Genomic DNA, 18813 nt, shown 5'->3' with positions numbered 1-18813 from the left:
GGCCCCGATCCCGCCGCGAAAACGGTGCTAAACGTCCTAAATCGGCATAAACGGCTTAAACGGCTAAGCGACCTAAATGTCACATCCCGATGCCTTGTTCCGGCCGCCAGGGTGGGCTTGACGATCACGCCTGCGTATCGGGGCGCTTCCCGGGCCGCCCCGGCCCCCACATGGACGCCGAATGCCCAGCCTTCCCGATAGCCCTGATCTCCTCGTCATCGGTGCCGGTGCCGCCGGCATCGCCGCCGCCCGCACCGCGATGGAGGCCGGCCGCAGCGTCCTGGTTCTGGAAGCGCGCGACCGCATCGGCGGCAGGGCGGTGACGGATACGGCGCGGCTCGGCCTGCCCTACGACCTCGGCGCCACCTGGCTGCACCAGGCCGCGACCAACCCGCTGGTGCCGCTGGCGGCGGGGATCGGCGTTACGCTGCATGATTCGGACGCGCTGCGGCGGGAGCGCAGCCAGATCGGCGCCCGGCCCGTGACGCCAGTGGAGGACGCCGCCTACAGCGCCGCCTGGGCGGCGGCCGAGGCGCGGATCGCCGCCGCCGCCACCGATGGCGGCCCCGACCGCAGCCTGGCGGCGGGCATGGCGGCGGAAGGCCCCTGGGCCGCGACGATCGAGGGCTGGCAGGGCGATATCATCTCCGCCGCCCCCGCCGGCCGCGTCAGCCTGCAGGATTTCCACTCCAATGCCCTGGATGGCGGCAACCGCCTGCCGGAAGGCGGCTTCGGCGCGCTGGTCGCCCGGCTGGCCGAGGGCCTGCCCATCCGGCTCGGCGCCCCCGTCACGCGCCTGGCCTGGGGCGGGCGGGAGGCGGTGGCGGAAGGCCCCTTCGGCACCATCCGCGCCCGAGCCGTGGTCGTCACCATCCCGACCAGCCTGCTGGAAGCGGCAGCCATCCGCTTCGACCCGCCCTTGCCCGCGGCCACGCTGCAGGCCGCGCATGACCTGCCGCTCGGCCAGGTGGTGAAGCTCGGCTTCCGGGTGGAGGGGGAGGAACGCTTCGGCCTGCCGCCCTTCAGTTCCGTGGACCGCCAGGTCGCGCCGGGCGAGCCCCTGGTGGCGATGAGCCTCTTTCCCTTCGGCCGGCCCGTCATCTCCTGCCATGTCGGCGGCGATGCCGCGCAGGCGCTGGAGGCCGGGGGCGATTCGGCGGTGGAAGCCTTCATGCGGGCGGAGATCGCCACCCGCTTCGGCGCCGAGGCCCTCAGGGTGCTGCGGGCGGGTCCCATCGTCTCGGAATGGGGACGGGACCGGTGGTCGCGTGGCGTGTACAGCTATGCACGAACAGGTTGCGCCGGCGCGCGCGCCATCCTGGCCGAACCCCTGGCGGGCGGCCGGCTCTGCCTGGCGGGGGAGGCCACGGATGTGGGTATGGCCGGCACCGTCGGCGGCGCCTGGCGGTCCGGGGCGGGGGCGATGCGAAGCGCGATGGCGGCATTGGCGGGTTGATGGCGAAGCAGGCGCAGGCATTGACGGGGCTGGAGATGCGGGGGGATGGCGCCGGCCGTGCCGCCCTGCTGTCCGGCCGCGTCGATACCGAAGCCGCCGCGCGACTCTGGGAACCGCTCATGGCGGAGGCCCGGGCGGCGAAGGGCCTGGTGCTCGACCTCTCGAAGGTGGAGGCGGTGGACACCACCGGCGCGACGCTGGTGCTGACCGCCGAAGCCACCGCCGGAGCGCGGATCGAGGGCGCGAGCCCGCCGGTCCTGGCCGTGCTGGACCGGGTGCGGGCCGCGCTCGCCGCGCCGCGGCCGAAGCCCGTGCCCTACCGCTTCGCCCCCATCACCGGCATCGGCCGGCGGGTGGTGGAGGCCGGCCGCAACGCGCTGGATGCGGTGGGTTTCCTCGGCGAATTGCTGGTGGTGGTGCTGGCGACCCTGATCCGCCCGCACCGCCTGCGCTTCCGCGAATTGCTGCGCCATCTGGATGAGGCCGGCACGCGCGCCTTCGGGCTCGCGGTGCTGCTGGGCTCGCTGCTCGGCGTCATCCTGGCCTTCCAGTCGGCCATCCCGCTCCGCCGCTTCGGGGCGGAGATCTTCGTGCCGAACCTGGTCGGCATCTCCCTGCTGCGCGAACTCGGCCCGCTGATGGCGGGCGTCGTGCTGGCGGGGCGGACGGGGTCGGCCTATGCCGCCGAACTCGGCACCATGACGGTGAATGAGGAAGTGGCCGCGCTGCGCATCATGGGCATCGATCCCATGGCGCTGCTGGTGCTGCCCCGCGTGCTGGCGGGGATGCTGGTGATGCCGGTGCTGTCCCTGCTGCTGACCTTGGCCGGCCTGATCGGCATGGCGATGATCATGGGGATGCTGGGCTTCCCGCTGACGACGGTGACGCAGCAGCTGGCGGCGACGATCACGCTGGGCGACCTGCTGGGCGGCCTGTTCAAGTCGCTGTTCTTCGGCCTGGCCATCGCCGCCATCGGCTGCCGCGCGGGGCTCGGCGCCGGGCGCGGGCCGCGCGCGGTGGGCGATGCCGCGACGGCGGCGGTGGTGGGCGGCATCGTCGCCATCGTGCTGCTCGATGGCGGCTTCGCCGTGCTCTACGAAAGGCTCGGCCTGTGACCGGGGATGCCCCCGCGCTGCTGCGCCGGCCCGGGGAGGCCGCGAAGCCGGAAGCGCCCGCCTTCGGCCCCGCGGTGATCGTGGCGGAGCACCTGACGGCGCGCTTCGGCACCAACACCCTGTTCCGCGACGTCAGCTTCGCGGTGAAGCGGGGCGAGGTCTTCGTCATCCTCGGCGGCTCCGGCTGCGGCAAGTCGACGCTGCTCAAGCTGATGATCGGCCTGGTGCCGCCGGCGGAGGGCACGGTCTCCATCCTCGGCACCGATGTCTGGTCGACGGAGGGCGAGGCGCGGCTCGGCCTGCTGAAGCGCATCGGCGTGATGTGGCAGCAGGGCGCGCTGTTCGGGTCCCAGACCCTGCTGGAGAACGTCATCATGCCGCTGGCCGAGCACACCACCCTGCCCCCCGCGGCGCGGGAGGAGGTGGCGCGCGCCAAGCTCGGCCTGGTCGGGCTGTCGGAAGCTGCCTCCCGCCTGCCGTCGGAGGTTTCGGGCGGCATGCTGAAGCGCGCGGGGATCGCGCGGGCACTGGCGCTGGACCCAGCCATCCTGTTCCTGGACGAGCCCTCCGCCGGGCTCGATCCCATCACCTCGGCGGGGCTCGATGAGCTGATCCGGGACCTCTCGCGCTCGCTCGGCACCACCTTCGTGGTGGTGACGCATGAGCTCGCCTCGATCCTCGCCATCGGAGACCGCTGCATCATGCTGGACCGGGAGGCCAAGGGAATGATCGCGGAGGGCGACCCGCGCGACCTGCGGGACCACAGCACGCACCCCACCGTGCGCGCCTTCTTCCGGCGGGAAGCCGCCTGATGGCCGCGCGGGGGCTCTATCTGCGGGTCGGCGTGCTGGCCATCGCCGGCATCGTGCTGGCCGTCGGCTTCGTGGTCTTCCTGGCCGGCGGCCGCGGCCTGCAGGCGACCGAGGTGTTCGAGACCTATATCGAGGAATCGGTCCAGGGCCTCGATGTCGGCGCGCCGGTGCGCTACCGCGGCGTGCCGGTCGGCCGGGTGACGCAGATCGGCCTGGTGGCCGCCGAATACCGCCGGCCGCAGGGCGCCGATTTCAACGCCGGCTTCCAGCTGGTCTTCGTCCGCTTCGGCATCGATCCGGGCCTGGTGGGGGAGACGCCGTCACTGGCGGATGCCGTGCAACTCGGCCTGCGGGCGCGCATCCGGGCGCAGGGCATCACCGGCGTGAACTACGTGGAACTGGATTTCGCCAATCCGCAGCGCTTCCCGGTGCCGGACCTGCCCTGGCAGCCGCGCAACCCGGTGCTGCCGGCCATCCCCTCCACCGTCGCGCAGGTGACGAGCGCGGCGGAGGTCATGGTGCAGCGCCTGCAGGGCGTGCCGATCGAACAGATGGCGGCCGACCTCTCCGCCCTGCTGGCCAACCTCAAGCGCCAGACCGGGGATGGCGATGCCGCCGTGGCGCTGCGCGAAGTCGCCCGCACCATGACGCTGGTGCGCGCCGCGGTGGAGGATAGCGACCTCGCCGGCGCGCTGGCCGAGCTTCGCGCCGCGGCGACGGATGCGCGCAACCTGCTGGCGGGGCCGGAGATGCGCGGCGCGGTGGCGAATGCGGGCGCCGCGGCGGCGGAGCTGCGGCGCACGGCCCAGCGCCTGCCCGGCGCGGTGGAAGGAATGGAGCGGACGATGCGCGCGGCGCGGGAGACCACGGTGGATGTGCAGGCCGAATTGCTGCCGATCCTGATCGACCTTCGGGCCACCACGGCCAGCCTGCGGGCCATGGCGGACCAGCTCAGGGCCGCCCCCTCCCAGGCGCTGTTCGGCGCGCCGCCGACGCCGGATCGCCGGCGATGAGCCGCCACGCCGCTGCGCCGGCGATGACCGCCCACGCCGCTGCGCCGGCGATGAACAGGCGCGCCTTCATCCTCGCCGCGCCCGTCCTGCTGGCGGGGTGCAGCATCCTGCCGGACCGGCCCAACGTGCCGGTGCGGCGCTACGCGCTCGACCCGCGCCGGCCCACCACCCAGGCGGCCCCGCGGGGCGCGCCGGTGCTGCTGCAGCGGCGGATGCGGGCGGTGCCGGGGTTGCAGGACCTCGGCCTGCGGCGCGCCCGGCCCGATGGCGCCTATGAATTCCTGCCTTATGAGGAATGGATCGCGCCGCCCGCCGACCTGGCCGATGCCGCGCTCCGCGCCTGGCTCCAGGCCAGCGGCCGCTTCGCCGCGGTGGTGCAGGCGGGGACGCGGGCGGATGCGGATTTCGTGCTCGAATCCCAGCTCACGGTGCTGGAGACGGTGCCCCCCCGGGGCAGCCAGCCGGCCGAGGCTCGCGCCGCCATCGCCGCGGTGCTGATGCGGGAGGAACGGCTCTCCTCCCGCATCCTCGGCACGCTGGAGGCCACCGGCACCGCACCGCTACCCGCCAACGCCACGGCGCCGCAGCAGGCTCAGGCCCTGGAAGCCGCGCTGGGCGGCGCCTTTGCCGAGCTGGAGGCGCGGCTGGTCCTGCCGCGCTGAGAAATCACGCAACCGTGATGCTGGCAGGGGCGGGGCGCCCGCCCGGAGCGTCGTGAGACAAAAATGCGCGAAATGGGCGTGTTCTCTATTTTGCGACTGACGCCCATCTGGCGTTAACGGTTTTCCCAGGAATTGCCGTGCAATCTCAGGTTCAGACACAGGGTCCCCTGCTGTCTCGTTCCTGACGCAGCCAAGACGGCCTCCCGCACCATCCACCCGATTGGATGGCAAGGGCTGTGTCGCGCCAGGAGATACACCAAAAAGTTGCGTTAATGGCCTTGATCGCCGTTAGCACAACTTTAACGTGCAGGTCTGGCGATGAAAACGCGGCAACGGGCCATGATGTCGGACAGCGAGTGGGACGAGGTCTGGAGCGACTACGACGCGCGCCAACCGGCGGCGGCGCCGCTGCCGGCCGCCCGGCCCGCGCGCCCCTCCTTCGCCGAGCCCGCCGCCCCGACATCGGCCCGCCCCGTCATCCCGCCTCGGCTGGGCCGCATGATGGCCTGGGCCCTGCTGCCGCTGGCGGCGCTGGCCTGGATCGGCGCCCCCTATGCCACGGCGTGGCACCTGGCCACCGCGCTGGAAGGCCGGGACCATGAGACGCTGGCCCGCCATGTGAACCCCGCCGCCCTGCAGGGCGCCGTTCGCGCCGCGCTGAACCCCGCGGTGGCGGAAGGCGAGCAGGCCAATGCCTTCCTGGCCGCGATGGCCGACGATATCGCCGCCGGCTGGGCCACCCCGGCCGCGCTGGCGGAGGTCGCGCGCGCCCGCGGCGTGCGCCCCGGTGCCACGACGGAGGGCGTGCGCCGTGCCATGCCGGTGGGGCTGACGCGGTTCGAGATGCCGCTGCATGGCGCGGCCTCCCCCATGACGCTCCAGCTGGAGTTGAAGCAGGAGGGGCTGGCCCCCCGCTGGCAGGTCACCGGCGTGCGGCTGGACCAGGCGGCGCCGGCGGTCGGGCCCGGACCGGCACTCCGCCTGAGCGCGATGCGCTGACCATGGCGGCGATGACCATGCCGCCGCTCTGGCCCGCCTGGCTGGACCGCATGGGCGGTTCAGCCCCGGCCGGGTTCCCGAGCCAGGCTGATCGCCTGCCGCAGCACGGCCATGTCGCCGATATGGTTGGCGAGGATGAGGGCGAGGCGCGCATCGAAGCGCCGCGCCGCCTCGGCATCCAGGCCGCGATGGGCTTCCATGATGAGGGCGAGGAAGCCGTCGGGGTCCTGCAGCCGGGGTGAGGTATCGAGCGTCACGGTGACCTCCCCATCGCGCGGTCGATCGCCGCGCTGACCGATGCCTCGTCCAGCGCCGCGAAGCGGGCCGCGATGTGCTGGTCCGGCCGGACCAGCACGGCCCCGCCGGGCGGCGCGCCATAGCGCGCGGCGGCCAGGCCGCTGTGGTCCCAGAGCGCGCCCGGCGTCTCCTCCGCCGTCACGAAGACCAGGCGCAGCCCCGGCAGGGTCGGCGACCAGACCGCGTCGAAGACGAGCAGGCAGAAATCGCCGCCGAGGTGGCGGAGCAGCCAATCCGCCGCGCCGTCCCGCATCACGGGCGCATCGGGCGCGGGGGCGCCGGGCAGGGCGCCTGCGGGCCAGTGGCCCGAATCCGCGCTGTTCAGCGGGCTGCCGGCCAGCGTGGCGGGGCGGGACAGGCGGCCTGAATTCACCAGCGGGCGGGCGAATTCATGGTGCTGCGCCAGTTCCAGCACCGCATCCCGCCAGGCGCGCGCGGCGTCCGATTTCGGCGTGATGAAGTCGGTGCTGCGGGTGGAGTTGAGGATGTTCTCATCCGTCGCGGGCACGCGTTCGGCATCGTAGCTGTCGAGCAGCGCTTCCGGCGCATCGCCGCGCAGCACGGCGGCGAGTTTCCAGGCGAGGTTGTCCGCATCCTGCACGCCGCCATTGCCGCCGCGGGCACCGAAGGGGCTGACCTGATGCGCGCTGTCGCCGGCGAAGATCACCCGGCCATGGCGGAATTTCTCGAGCCGCCGGCAGCGGAAGGTGTAGACGCTGACCCATTCCAGCTCGAAGGGCACCTCGGGCCCCAGCATGGCGCGGACGCGGGGGATGACGCGGTCCGGCTGCTTCTCGGCCTCCGGATCCGCATCCCAGCCCAGCTGGAAGTCGATCCGCCAGACATCGTCGGGCTGCTTGTGCAGCAGCACGGATTGCCCGGGGTGGAAGGGCGGGTCGAACCAGAACCAGCGCTCGGTCGGGAAACTGACATCACCCTTGATGACGACGTCCGCGATCAGGAAGCGGTCGCGGAAGATTTGGCCGGTGAAGGGCAGGCCCAGCGCCTCCCGCACCGGGGATCGCGCGCCATCGCAGGCCAGCAGCCAATCCGCGCGCAGCGTATAGGCGCCGCCGGGCGATTCCACCGCCAGCGCGACGGCATCCGCGCCGGGCGTGATGCCCGTGACGCGGTGCTTCCAGCGGAGGTCGACGCCGGCCGCCACGCAGGCCTCCACCAGCCATTCCTCGACGTAGTATTGCTGGAGGTTCACGAAGGCCGGGTATTCATGGCCTTCTTCCGGCAGCAGGTCGAAGGCATAGGCCTCCTGGTCCCGGTGGAAGACGCGGCCGGTCTTCCAGGTCACGCCCTTGGCCCGCAGCCTGTCGCCGAGGCCGAGCCGGCCATAGATCTCCAGCGTGCGCTTGGCGAAGCAGATGGCGCGCGAGCCGGTGGAGACGGTGTCGTCATCATCCAGCACCGTCACCGCGATGCCCTGGCGCGCGAGGTCGAGCGCGAGGGTCAGGCCGACAAGACCGGCGCCGACGACGACGACGCGGCGCGATTCATCGCCCGGGGGGGGCGGCGGCGCGGCGTAGCGGGGGTTGGCGTAGGTGGGCATGCGAGGGGCGTATCGCGCCCTGTGGCCGGGGAGCAAGCGGCGCATCGTCGCTCCCGCAAAGGGCCTTCGCCCTTCAGGACTCCGCCGCCGCCAGGATCGCGCGCCAATCCTGCCGCGCGCCGAGCAGGCGGAGGATCACCACCTGCCCCTCGGCCAGCCGGTAGATCACCAACTGCCCCTCATGCGCATGGATACGCACCGGCGGGATGAATTCCGGGCGTTCCCGCGCCAGGCCCGGCATGGCGGCGATCATGGCGAAGACCTGCGCCAGCCCATCCACATGAAGATCCGCCTGGGCGATGGGCCAGTTCTCCGCGGAATACCGCCAGATCTCCTCCAGGTCAGAAAGGGCGCGCGGCGTCAGCCGGTATACCCCCGCCTCAGCCTGGGCCATGCGCCTCCCGCATCCGGCGCTTGAAGCCGGCCACGTCGAGGGGTTGCGGCGCGCCGCTTTCCATCCCCTCGGTGATGGCTGCCTGCAAGCTGGCCAGCGCCTCCCGACGCTCCTGGTCGCAGCGGATCAGGTCGCGGATGTAGTCGCTGGCATTGCCGTAGCGGCCGCTCTCGGCCTGGCGCTCGACCCATGCCTTCATCGGATCGGGCAGGGAGACATTCATCGTGGCCATGGCGAGGACCCTATGGGGGGCCGGCAAGTCTGGTCAAGGATTTTGGCAAAGCTTGCCATCGCCACGACGGATCAGGAATGCACTTCGGCCGACTTCATCGCCGTCCCATGCTCCAGCGCCTTCCACATCTCCACATCCCGCTCCGCCGTCCAGATGCGCGGGTGGTCCAGGCCGCCGGCCTCGTCGAAGGCGCGCGTCACGTTGAAGGGCATGCAGTGCTCGAAGATCACCCAGGACCCGTATTTCGGCCGCATGAAGCCCATCGTGTCGTCGTAGATGTCCTTCAGGCCCCAGCCCTTGGCGACGCCTTCGCGGACGCGGGTGAAGAGGTCCGTGGTGAAGGATCGCGTGCCCTCGATCGCCTCGCGGCAATCATCCTTTGTCATCAGCGCGCGGCCGCGGCCGGGGACCATCTTCTCCGCCCCCAGCGCCGCCACGGCGTCCAGCGTGCGCGACCAATCGGCGAAATGGGCGTCGCCGCAATAGGGGGTGGCGCCGAACTCCACCGTGTCCCCGGCGAAGAGCACCTTCTCCTTCGGCAGCCAGACCACCGTGTCGCCCGCCGTGTGGCTGCGGCCGACATGGATGATCTGCGCCTCCCGGTCCCCCAGCCAGATCGTCATGCGGTCCTTGAAGGAATGGGTCGGCCAGGTGAGGCCGGGGATGCTTTCCTTGCCGCGGAACAGGCGTGGGAAGCGGCCGATCTCGCTGTCCATGTCCTGCTGGCCGCGTTCCACGATCAGGTCGCGAGTCGTCTCGCTGGCGATGATGGTGGGGTTCCCGTAGCCGCTGGCGCCGAGGACCCTGACCGCATGGTAATGTGTCAGCACCACCTGGCCGACATGGCGCGGCGTGACGGTGGCGATCCGCGCCATCACATCTTGTGCCATCGCCGGCGTCGCCTGGGCATCCACCACCACCACGCCGTCCGGCCCGACGATCACGCCGGAATTGGGATCGCCCTCCGCCGTGTAGGCAAACAGGCCCGGACCGAGCTCATCGAAGGAAATTATCTTGTCTGAGAGGTCATTCGCCGATGCGAATCCGGACATGTCGCTTCCTCCGCCCTTGCTGCAGCCGTGGCATGGCGCCACTGCGTGACTAGCGCAAGCCTGAGGCATTGCAACGACTTTCCCATTCCGGGAGCGTTTCGCATGACGGAAAACACCATTCCAATCGCGATCCGGCGCGGCTACCCTTCAAGTGTTGGATGGCGCCGGCGGGGTGCCTGATCGACGGGGAAACAATGAGCCGTAATGCGAGCCTGACGCCCTTGCCTGGCTCCTGCGCTGCCTGTGCCGTCCGGCCCTTCGCCCTGTTCCGGGTGGTGCCGCAGGCCCGGGTTGGCGAGATCGCGAAGGTCCGGTCGGGCGTGCGCCTGGTCCGGGCCGCGGAAGCGATCCATGACAGCGTCTTCACCCTCTATGCCGGATGGGCCTTCTCCTGGACCGCGACGCCGGATGGCCGCCGCCAGGTGCTGGATTTCCACCTGCCCGGCGACCTGGTGGAGCGCACCGAGGATGGGGCGGAGGTGGAGGCGCTGACCGATGCCTCCTTCTGCGTCCTGTCCCGCGATCGCCTCTGCGAATTCATGGGGCGCGATCCGGGCCTTGCCATGTCCTATGCCGAGGGCCTGACCCGCGACCGCGCCCGGATGCGCGAACGCCTGACCAGCCTCGGCCGGCGCGATGCGGCGGGGCGGGTGGCGCATCTGCTGCTGGAACTGCATGGCCGCCTGATGCGCCGCGGCGGCGCGGATGCGCGGGGGGCGGCGGTGCCGCTGAAGCAGGCGCATCTGGCGGATGCGCTGGGGCTGTCGGTGGAACACGCCAACCGGGCGCTGGCCGCCATGCGGAAGGACGGGATCGCGACGCTCAACAAGGGGCGGCTCGAAATCCTGGACCGTGAGGCGCTGGAGGAGATGGCCGGCTGGTCCGGCCCCGCCCAGCCCGGCCTGCTGGCCCGGCCGGTGGCGGTCTAGCAGGCCGCCCGCACCCTGGCGGTACGACCGCCGGGCGGGCTAGCTTTCGGCGGGGGCCGTTCATGCGAACCGCCCCGACCCCTGCCGGATGCCGACCATGATCCTGCCGCGCCGCCTGACCGCCCTGATCCCGCTGGTGCTCGGCCTGCTGGCCGCCGCCCTGCCGCTGGCCCCGTCCCGCGCCCAGTCGGGCGATCCCTCCTTCAACCTGGTGAATCGCAGCGGCCAGGTGATCAATGAGATCTATGTCTCCGCGACGCGGGAGCCGAATTGGGGCCGCGACCTGCTGGGCCAATCCACCCTGGCCAATGGCGCCACCTTCCCGGTGCGCATCGCCCCCGCGGCGGGCTGCCGGCAGGATATCCGCGTGGTCTATGCGGATGGCCGGCCGGAGGAACGGCGGAACCAGGATACCTGCGCCATCACGGAAATGGTCTTCGGCACCGCCGCGCCGCGCGCGCCCAATGCCGGGCCGGTGCCGGCACCGGCCCAGGGCGGGAACCCGTCCTTCAACCTGGTCAATCGCGGCCGCGCGCAGATCCGGGAGATCTATGTCTCCTCCTCCCGCGACAATGACTGGGGGCCGGACCGGCTGGGCCAGAATACCCTGCCCATCGGCCAGCACCTGCCGGTGCAACTGCCGCAGGGCGATTGCGTGAACGACATCCGCATCGTCTGGATGGATGGAAGGCCGGAGGAACGCCGCGCCGTCGACACCTGCCAACTGGTGAACGTGGTCTTCCCCTGATGGCGTCGCTGGCCGAGCAGTATCGCGCGCTGCGGGATCGCCGCCAGGCCGGCGATCCGCCGGATTTCGAGGCGCTGCTCCGCCGCTTCTACACCGGCTTCCTCAAGCCGGGCGACACGGCGGTCGATGTCGGCGCCTTCAAGGGCAAGCACACCATCCCGATCGCCGCCGCCATCGCCGGCCCCGGCGCCGCGCTGCATGCGATCGAGCCCAATCCGGAGATGGCGGCCGCGCTGCGGGATCGCATCGCCGCCGATCCGGCGCTGTCCTTCGTGATGCTGCATGAATGCGCGGCGGCGGCGGAGAACGGCATCGCCGAATTCATCATCGCGGTGGAAGCGCCGGGCTATAGCGGCCTGCGCCAGCGGGACTACGACCAGCCCGATGTCACCACGCGGCGCATCGGCGTGCATACCGTGCGCCTCGACTGGCTGCTGCCGCATCTGCCCAGCCTCGCCTACATCAAGCTCGACATCGAAGGGGGGGAATTCGATGCGCTGCGGGGGGCGGAAGGGCTTCTGGAACGCCACCGTCCCGCCATCAGCTTCGAATTCGGCCGCCGCGCCTATGGCGTCTACGGCGTCGATCCCGCCGCGGTCTTCGACTGGTTCGAGGCGCGTCGCTACGTGCTGTTCGACATCATCGGCAATCCGCTGCGCGTGAAGGACCGCTTCCTGCGCGCGGATCGCCTGCCCGGCGTGTTCGACTTCCTGGCGGTGCCGGCGGAGAACCGCACCCTGGTCCGGCTGGCGCAGGCGCAGCAGGACCCGCCGCCCCTCACCACGCCAGACGCACCCTGAGCCCAGGGCCCGCATCCTCCAGCGTGATGCGGAGCCCGTGCAACGCCGCCACCGCCGCCACCAGGGCCAGCCCGAGCCCCGTGCCCGGCGTGGTGCGGGAGGCATCGAGCCGGTGGAAGCGCCGGAAGACCAGGTCGCGCGCTTCCGCGGGGATGCCCGGCCCATCATCCGCGACGGTGATCGCGCGATCCTCCAGCGCCAGGCGCACCGTGCCATCCGCGCGGCCGTGGCGGATCGCGTTCTCCACCAGATTCGCCAGCATCTGCGTCAGCAATTCGCGGTCGCCCTGGATGGTCTGCCCATGGTCGATCTGCGCCACCAGGATCTGCCCGCGCTCCATCGCCGCGGGGGCGTAGAGTTCGGCGACGGTCGCGCAGACCTCGTCCAGCGCCACGGGCGCGAAAGCGGCGCGGCGGGCGCCGCTCTCCACCTCCGCGATGCGCAGCAGGGCGGCGAAGATGTCGAGGATGCGGTCGCATTCCGCGACGGCTTCCTCCGCCCCCTCCATCGATTCCAGCCGGCGGCGGAGACGCGTGAGGGGTGTGCGGAGGTCATGGGCGATGTCGTCGCTGACCTGGCGGAGCGCCGCCATGGTCAGTTGCAGCCGGTCCAGCGTGGCGTTCACGCGCCGCGCCAGGCGGTCGAATTCGTCGCCGCCGGGGCGGGCGGTGAGGCGCGTCTCCATCCGCCCTTCCTCCACCAGCGCCAGGGCGCGTTCCATGCTGGCGGCGCGGCGGGCGACGCCGCGCCCGACCAGCAGGCCCCCGCCCAGCGCCAGCAGGATGGCCGCGCCACCGACCCAGCCCGCCGCGCCCAGCAGTTGCGCCTCCAGCGCCCGCACCGGCGCCAGATCCCGCCCCACCAGCAGGAAGTGGTTGGCGGGCAAGGCGGTGCCGAAGGCCAGCATCACGCTGTCCTCCCGCGCGGTATCGACCTCGATGCTCGCCCAGCCCGCCTGGTGCGGCGCGCTGGCCAGGTTGCCGGCGATGCGCCCGCCATCGGCGCCGGCCAGCAGGAAGAACTGCGTCCCGCTGCGATCGGCCGCGATCCGCGCCTCGATCGACAGGGCCAGCGACGGCACGCCGCCGATCCGCGCCGCGTTCAGCAGCACGCCGACATCGCGCTCGATCTCGGCCGCGATCTGCCGCACGGCGAAGCGCGACGTCGCCCAGTAGCCGATGCCCGCCAGCAGCGCCGTGCCGAGCAGCGTCAGCGCCAGGTGCAGCAGGGTCACGCGAAAGCCCGTGGTGCCGGCCCAGCGGCGCAGCGCGTTCATGCGTCAGGCGGCCGGATCGTATAGCCCGCGCCGCGCAGCGTCTGGATCAGATCCGGTTCGCCGAGCTTGGCGCGCAGCCGGCTGACATGGGTCTCCACGACGCTGGTGCGCGGATCGAAATGGATGTCCCACACGCCTTCCAGCAGCATGGAGCGTGTGACGACGCGGCCGGCATGGCGCATCAGGTATTCCAGCAATCGCCATTCCCGAGGCTGCAACTCGATCCGCTGCCCCGCCCGCGTCACGGTGCGGCGCAGCAGGTCCATCTCCAGCTCGGCGACGCGCAGCACCGTCGCCTCCGGCGCCATCACCGCGGGGCGGCGACCCAGCGCATGGACCCGCGCCAGCAGCTCCGGCAGTGCGAAGGGCTTCGGGAGATAGTCATCGGCGCCGGCATCCAGCCCCTCCACGCGGTCATTCAGCGACCCGCGCGCGGTCAGCATCAGGGCGGGGGTGGCGATGCCGGCGGCCCGCAGCGCGCGGATCAGGCCCAACCCATCGAGGCCCGGCAGCATCCGGTCCACCACCAGCACCTCGAACCCCCCGCCGATCGCCTCCATCAGCCCCTGCCTGCCATCGGCGACATGGCTGACCAGGTGCCCCGCGCCGCCCAGCGCGCGGGCGATGTCGGCGGCCGTGGCCGCATCATCCTCCACCAGCAGGATCCGCAACCCCCGCGCCTCCTTACCAATCCGTATGCCTGCCGCGAACAGCCCGTGAGGGCGACCCGCTACCTCCAGGGCACGCCACCCCACACGGGGATGGACGCTTCGCAGAGGGATCTACCATGAGTGACAAGACCCAGCCCGCCCGTAAGACACGCCGCCTCTGGGCCGCCGGTTTCCTGGCCCTGGCCCTCGGCACCACGGCGCTCACGACGCTGCCGCTGCGCGCCCAGCCCGCCGCGCCCACCACCCCCGCCATCGTCCTGCCGCACCAGCGCGGCCCGCAGGGCTTTGCCGATCTCGCCGCCCGCGTCGCGCCCTCCGTCGTGCGCGTGACCGTGACGGGCCAGGTGGAGGCGACGCCGGCCTCGGTCGAGATCCCGCCGGAGCTTCGCGGCACGCCACTGGAACAATTCTTCCGGCAGTTCGAGCGCGGGCAGCGCGCCCCCAGGGGGGAACAGCGCGGGGAGCAGCGCCGGAGCGTCGGCCAGGGCAGCGGCTTCATCATCGATGCCGCGGGCTACATCGTCACCAACAACCACGTGGTCGGCGACGCTTCCTCCGTGAAGGTGGAGCTGACCGATGGCCGCGAATTGCCGGCGCGCGTGATCGGCACGGACCCGCAGACGGACCTCGCGCTGCTGAAGGTGGAGGCCGGTGGCCCGTTGCCCGCCGTGACCTGGGGCGACAGCGACCAGCTTCGCGTCGGCGACTGGGTGGTGGCCATGGGCAATCCCTTCGGCCTGGGCGGCAGCGTGACGGCGGGCATCGTCTCCGCCCGCGGCCGCCAGATCGGCGCGGGCCCCTATGACGACTTCATCCAGACCGATGCGCCGATCAATCCCGGCAATTCCGGCGGCCCACTGTTCAATGCGAATGGGGAGGTCGTGGGCATCAACACCGCCATCTACGCGCCGGCGGGCGGCAATGTCGGCATCGGCTTCGCGGTGCCGGCGCGGATGGCGCGGCACGTCATCACGGACCTCCAGCAGGATGGCCGCGTGGCCCGCGGCTGGCTCGGTGTTTCCATGCAGCCGCTGAACGCGGAACTGGCCAGCGCGCTGCGCCTGCCGGATACGCGCGGCGTGCTGGTGGCGGGGGTGGAGCCCGGCAGCCCCGCGGCCCAGGCCGGCGTTAAGCCCGGCGACGTGGTGGTGGGCATCGGTGGCCGCCCGGTTGCCGCGGCGCGGGACCTGGCGATCGCGGTGGCCGAGGCCTCCCCCCGCAGCACCGCGACCCTGACCCTGCTGCGCGACGGCCAGCGGGTGGACCAGGCGGTGACGCTCGGCCAGCGGGAGGCGCCGCGGCAGGAAGCCCGCGCCGGCGGGGCGGAGGCGCCGCGCCAGGCCTCGCTCGGCCTGCGCCTGTCCACCGGCAAGGCGGGCGATGGCGTGACGGTGGCCGCGGTGGAGCCCGGCAGCATCGCCGCCACGCGCGGGATGCAGGCGGGTGACGTGATCCTGCGCGCCGGGGAGCGTGAGGTGCGCCGCCCACAGGATGTGACGGAGGCCGTCGCCGCCGCCCGCAGCGCCGGCCGCCCGGCCATCGCGCTTCAGGTGGTGCGGGATGGCGGGCGAGCCTTCATCGCCCTGCCGCTGAACGCGGGCTGACGAAGGGGGGCGGGGTTCCGGCCCCGCCCCTCCCGTGGCTACCCTGGCCGGATCATCCAGGCAGGGAATTTCCATGAACGCCACAGCACGCCGCCAGGCCTTCCGCGCCATCCTGGCGGGGGATTCCTGCGTGCACCCCGCCTCCGTCTTCGATGCCATCTCCGGCCGCATCGCCGCCGAGATCGGGTTCGAGACAGCGATCCTGGGCGGCTCCGTCGCCTCGCAGGCCGTGCTCGGCGCGCCGGACCACATCATCCTGACGCTGACGGAACTGGCCGATTTGGTGCGGCGCATCACGCGCGGCGGCGCGCCGCCGCTGCTGGTGGATGCGGACCACGGCTTCGGCAATGCGCTGAACGTGATGCGCACGGTGGAGGAACTGGAAGCCGCCGGCGTCGCGGCGCTGACCATCGAGGACACGCTGCTGCCCCGCCCCTTCGGCCCCGACGCCACGGCGCTGCTGCCGCTGGAGGAAGGACTGGGCAAGATCCGCGCGGCGCTGGCGGCGCGGAGCGATCCTTCGCTCGTCATCGTGGCGCGGACTGGCGCGCTGGGTGTCACCTCCACGGAGGACGCGATTGCCCGTGCCCGCGCCTATGCAGGGGCCGGTGCCGACGGCATCTTCGTCACGGGGCTGTCCGATCTGGCGCAGTTGGATGCGCTGCGGGATGCGACGGGCCTGCCGCTGCTGGTCGGCAGCGCCAAGGCGGGGATCGGCGGCGCGGCCGTGCTGGCGGCGCATGGCGCGCGCGTGGCGCTGCAGGGCCACCACACCTTCCCCGCCGCGGTGAAGGCCATGCGGGACACGCTGCAGGCGTTGCGCGATGGCACCGCGCCCAAGGACCTGCCGGGCATCGCCGATGGCGCGACCATGAAGCGGTTGCAGCGCGAGGCGCATTACGACGCGGCGATCCGCGACTTCCTCGGGGGGTAGGCGCGCGCCGCCATTCCCGCATACTGCGCGGAATGACGGAGGAAACGACACGGGCAGGGCGCGCAGGCGCCGGTGCGCGCGCATGATGCGCCTGCCCGGCCTGGCGCCCTTCCGCCAGAAGGGATTCCGGCGGCAATTCCCCGCCGATATCGCCACATCCTGGGGCTTCGAGATCGAGACCCTGGTGCTGGGCTGGTACATCCTGGTCAGCACGGGATCGGTCGTGTGGCTGACCGCCTTCGCCTCCGTGCAGTATCTCGGCACGCTGGTGTCGCCCATGTTCGGCGTGATGGGCGACCGGCTGGGCCATCGCGGCGTGCTGTGCGTCATGCGCGGGCTCTATGCGGTGCTGGCTTCCGTCATCGGCGTGATGGCACTGACGGGGGCGATGACGCCGGTGGCGGTGATGGCGGTGGCCGCGGTGGCGGGGCTGGTGCGGCCTTCCGACATGGGCATGCGCAACGCGCTGATCGCGGCCAGCGTGCCCGCGGTGCAGATGCCGGCCGCGATGGGCATTTCCCGCACCACCGCGGACACGGCGCGCGTGATGGGCGCGCTGGCGGGGGCGGGGCTTGTGGCGATGCTCGGCATCGGTGCGACCTATTGCGTCGTCGTGGGGCTGTACCTGACGAGCCTTGGCCTGACGCTGGCGGTGCCGGCGCCACGGCGCATCACGTCGGCACCGGCCTCCCCCTTGCGGGAATTGCGCGACGGCTTCGGCCATCTGCGGGAAACCCCGCCGCTGATGGCGGCGATCCTGCTGGCCTTCCTGGTGAATCTGCTCGCCTATCCCGTCTCTGGCGGGCTGCTGCCCTATGTGGCGCGGGAGGTCTATGGCGTGGACCGCACCGTGCTCGGCTACCTCATCGCCTGCTTCGCGGGCGGCGGGTTGCTGGGGTCGATCGTGATGATCGGGCGCGGCGGCGTGGCCTATCCGGGACGCGTGATGCTGGTGGCCTGCGCCATCTGGTTCCCCCTGCTGATCGCCTTCGCCACCGTCACCGATCCCCGCACGGGCCTGGTGCTGATGGGCCTGGCCGGCTTCGTGCAGAGTTTTGCTCTCGTGCCCATGTCCGTGATCCTGCTGCGCTGCGCGGAGGAACGCTTCCGGGGCCGCGTGATGGGGCTGCGGATCCTGGCGGTCTATGGGCTGCCGCTCGGGCTGGTGGTGGCGGGGCCGCTTATCGAATGGATGGGCTTCACGCGCACCATCACGATGTATGCCGGGCTCGGGCTGATCTGCACGGGGGCGATCGCGCTGCATTGGCGCCGGCATCTCTGGCCCTCCGACGCGCCGGCCAATACCGCGCTGCGCTAATCCGTGCCCAGGCTCCGCGCCAGCCATTCCGAAAACGCCTGCACGGTGGATCGTCGCGCCGCCATTTCCGTCATCACCAAATGGTAGCCCGTGCCATCCTCCATCACGCCGTCGAAGGCCCGCACCAGGCGGCCCTCCGCGATGGCGTCCCGCACCAGCACGCCCCAGCCGATGCCGATTCCCTGGCCGGCCTCGGCGGCGGCCAGCGCCATCGCCGTCTCATCGAAGCGCGGGCCGGCGGCGACGAGGCCAGCGTCGATCCCCGCGGCTTCCGCCCAGCTTCGCCAATACGGGCGTTCCGCGTAATGCAGCAGCGTCGCGCGCGGCAGGGCGGCGGTGGCGTCATCCGGCAGGGTGGTACGCAGCGCCGGCGTGCAGACCGGCAGCATCTGCTCCCGCGTCAGGCGCCGCACGACGTAGTCCGGCCAGTCCCCGTTCCCCGTGCGGATCGCGACATCGACATCCGCGCCGTGCAGCTGCGCGAAGTAGCGATGCGTTTCCAGCCGCAGGTCGATCCAGGGATGGGCGCGGGCGAAATCGCCGATGCGCGGCGCCAGCACCCGCATGGCGAAGCTGCGCGCGGCGTTGACGACCAGCGTCGTGCGGCTGCGCGGCTGGCCGATGCGGAACAGCCCGCTCTCCAGCGTCTCCAGCCCCCGCCTGGCGTAATCCGCCAGGACGTCGCCTGCCTCGGTCAGCCGCAACCCGCGCGGGCCCCGGGTGAAGAGTGGCTCCGCCAGCCTTTCCTCCAGCGCCTTGACCTGCCGGCTGATGGCGCCCTGCGTCACGCCAAGCTCCGCCGCCGCGCGGGCCATGTTGAGGTGCCGCGCCGCCGCATCGAAGGCCCTGAGTGCCTGCAACGGCAACCCGGCCATGCCTTGAGCTGAACTCATGGCTGACGAGCCTATCCCGCGCCTTTCCCCCCCGCCAGCCCCGCCCC

At 72.0% G+C, this 18813-nt stretch carries 20 protein-coding genes; 12 read left to right on the top strand and 8 right to left on the bottom strand.

The window, feature by feature from the left end; translation table 11 throughout:
* Positions 1 to 181: 181 nt before the first annotated feature.
* From BM041_RS19290 to BM041_RS19265, 6 genes are all read left to right on the top strand, one after another.
* Positions 182 to 1456 (top strand): flavin monoamine oxidase family protein, encoded by a 1275-nt coding sequence (locus tag BM041_RS19290; protein WP_092961534.1) that lies wholly within the window; start codon positions 182 to 184, stop codon positions 1454 to 1456.
* Entirely contained in the window at positions 1456 to 2571 is a 1116-nt protein-coding gene (locus BM041_RS19285) for an ABC transporter permease (protein ID WP_092961533.1), read from the top strand. The genes BM041_RS19290 and BM041_RS19285 overlap by 1 nt, the downstream gene beginning before the upstream one ends.
* Positions 2572 to 2645: 74 nt before the next feature.
* Positions 2646 to 3383 carry an ABC transporter ATP-binding protein gene (locus tag BM041_RS19280; protein ID WP_092961686.1) on the top strand — a complete coding sequence of 246 codons (738 nt, stop codon included), beginning with the start codon at positions 2646 to 2648 and terminating at the stop codon, positions 3381 to 3383.
* Positions 3383 to 4396, top strand: coding sequence for an MlaD family protein (locus tag BM041_RS19275; protein ID WP_092961532.1), 1014 nt, complete (start codon positions 3383 to 3385; stop codon positions 4394 to 4396). Before BM041_RS19280 ends, BM041_RS19275 begins: the two co-directional genes overlap by 1 nt.
* Positions 4393 to 5058 carry a hypothetical protein gene (locus tag BM041_RS19270; protein WP_092961531.1) on the top strand — a complete coding sequence of 222 codons (666 nt, stop codon included), beginning with the start codon at positions 4393 to 4395 and terminating at the stop codon, positions 5056 to 5058. The genes BM041_RS19275 and BM041_RS19270 overlap by 4 nt, the downstream gene beginning before the upstream one ends.
* 339 nt (positions 5059 to 5397) lie before the next feature.
* Entirely contained in the window at positions 5398 to 6057 is a 660-nt protein-coding gene (locus BM041_RS19265; RefSeq protein ID WP_175534026.1) for a DUF2939 domain-containing protein, read from the top strand.
* Between the two features lie 59 nt (positions 6058 to 6116).
* Here the strand turns inward: BM041_RS19265 and BM041_RS19260 are convergent, their stop codons facing one another.
* The 5 genes from BM041_RS19260 to BM041_RS19240 all read right to left on the bottom strand — a co-directional run bounded on the left by BM041_RS19260 (position 6117) and on the right by BM041_RS19240 (position 9593).
* Positions 6117 to 6314 (bottom strand): DUF2783 domain-containing protein, encoded by a 198-nt coding sequence (locus BM041_RS19260; protein ID WP_092961529.1) that lies wholly within the window; start codon positions 6312 to 6314, stop codon positions 6117 to 6119.
* Complete coding sequence (locus tag BM041_RS19255; protein ID WP_092961528.1) at positions 6311 to 7915, bottom strand: FAD-dependent oxidoreductase; 1605 nt, start codon at positions 7913 to 7915, stop codon at positions 6311 to 6313. Before BM041_RS19255 ends, BM041_RS19260 begins: the two co-directional genes overlap by 4 nt.
* Before the next feature lie 73 nt (positions 7916 to 7988).
* Entirely contained in the window at positions 7989 to 8309 is a 321-nt protein-coding gene (locus BM041_RS19250; protein WP_092961527.1) for a type II toxin-antitoxin system RelE/ParE family toxin, read from the bottom strand.
* Complete coding sequence (locus BM041_RS19245) at positions 8296 to 8541, bottom strand: type II toxin-antitoxin system ParD family antitoxin (protein WP_092961526.1); 246 nt, start codon at positions 8539 to 8541, stop codon at positions 8296 to 8298. Before BM041_RS19245 ends, BM041_RS19250 begins: the two co-directional genes overlap by 14 nt.
* A 71-nt stretch (positions 8542 to 8612) precedes the next feature.
* The gene (locus BM041_RS19240) at positions 8613 to 9593 is read right to left on the bottom strand and encodes an MBL fold metallo-hydrolase (RefSeq protein WP_092961525.1); all 981 of its coding nucleotides are present in this window, start codon (positions 9591 to 9593) and stop codon (positions 8613 to 8615) included.
* Between the two features lie 194 nt (positions 9594 to 9787).
* On the opposite strand from BM041_RS19240, the gene BM041_RS19235 reads away from it, so the two are divergent.
* The 3 genes from BM041_RS19235 to BM041_RS19225 all read left to right on the top strand — a co-directional run bounded on the left by BM041_RS19235 (position 9788) and on the right by BM041_RS19225 (position 12070).
* Positions 9788 to 10522 (top strand): Crp/Fnr family transcriptional regulator, encoded by a 735-nt coding sequence (locus BM041_RS19235; protein WP_175534025.1) that lies wholly within the window; start codon positions 9788 to 9790, stop codon positions 10520 to 10522.
* 97 nt (positions 10523 to 10619) lie between these two features.
* On the top strand, positions 10620 to 11270 hold the full coding sequence (locus BM041_RS19230) for a hypothetical protein (RefSeq protein WP_092961523.1): 651 nt from the start codon (positions 10620 to 10622) through the stop codon (positions 11268 to 11270).
* Complete coding sequence (locus tag BM041_RS19225) at positions 11270 to 12070, top strand: FkbM family methyltransferase (RefSeq protein WP_092961522.1); 801 nt, start codon at positions 11270 to 11272, stop codon at positions 12068 to 12070. Before BM041_RS19230 ends, BM041_RS19225 begins: the two co-directional genes overlap by 1 nt.
* Here BM041_RS19225 and BM041_RS19220 read toward each other — a convergent pair.
* Positions 12048 to 13346, bottom strand: a complete 1299-nt coding sequence (locus BM041_RS19220; protein ID WP_092961521.1) for a sensor histidine kinase — start codon at positions 13344 to 13346, stop codon at positions 12048 to 12050. The genes BM041_RS19225 and BM041_RS19220 overlap by 23 nt on opposite strands.
* Positions 13343 to 14017, bottom strand: a complete 675-nt coding sequence (locus tag BM041_RS19215) for a response regulator transcription factor (RefSeq protein ID WP_092961520.1) — start codon at positions 14015 to 14017, stop codon at positions 13343 to 13345. The genes BM041_RS19220 and BM041_RS19215 overlap by 4 nt, the downstream gene beginning before the upstream one ends.
* A 116-nt stretch (positions 14018 to 14133) precedes the next feature.
* Here BM041_RS19215 and BM041_RS19210 point away from each other — a divergent pair, with 116 nt between their 5' ends.
* The 3 genes from BM041_RS19210 to BM041_RS19200 all read left to right on the top strand — a co-directional run bounded on the left by BM041_RS19210 (position 14134) and on the right by BM041_RS19200 (position 17873).
* Positions 14134 to 15621, top strand: coding sequence for a Do family serine endopeptidase (locus BM041_RS19210; RefSeq protein WP_092961519.1), 1488 nt, complete (start codon positions 14134 to 14136; stop codon positions 15619 to 15621).
* Between the two features lie 73 nt (positions 15622 to 15694).
* A complete protein-coding gene (locus BM041_RS19205) occupies positions 15695 to 16555 on the top strand; it encodes an isocitrate lyase/PEP mutase family protein (RefSeq protein ID WP_092961518.1) in 861 nt (286 codons plus the stop codon).
* An 82-nt stretch (positions 16556 to 16637) separates the two neighbouring features.
* Positions 16638 to 17873 (top strand): MFS transporter, encoded by a 1236-nt coding sequence (locus BM041_RS19200; protein WP_092961517.1) that lies wholly within the window; start codon positions 16638 to 16640, stop codon positions 17871 to 17873.
* Here BM041_RS19200 and BM041_RS19195 read toward each other — a convergent pair.
* Positions 17870 to 18766, bottom strand: a complete 897-nt coding sequence (locus BM041_RS19195; protein ID WP_092961516.1) for a LysR substrate-binding domain-containing protein — start codon at positions 18764 to 18766, stop codon at positions 17870 to 17872. The genes BM041_RS19200 and BM041_RS19195 overlap by 4 nt on opposite strands.
* Between the last annotated feature and the right edge of the window lie 47 nt (positions 18767 to 18813).

The sequence above is a fragment of the Falsiroseomonas stagni DSM 19981 genome (genome assembly GCF_900114315.1).
GTDB classification, from domain to species: Bacteria; Pseudomonadota; Alphaproteobacteria; order Acetobacterales; family Acetobacteraceae; genus Falsiroseomonas; species Falsiroseomonas stagni.
Note: the sequence above shows the minus strand (reverse complement) of the source record. Positions and strands in the feature narration are given on the sequence as shown.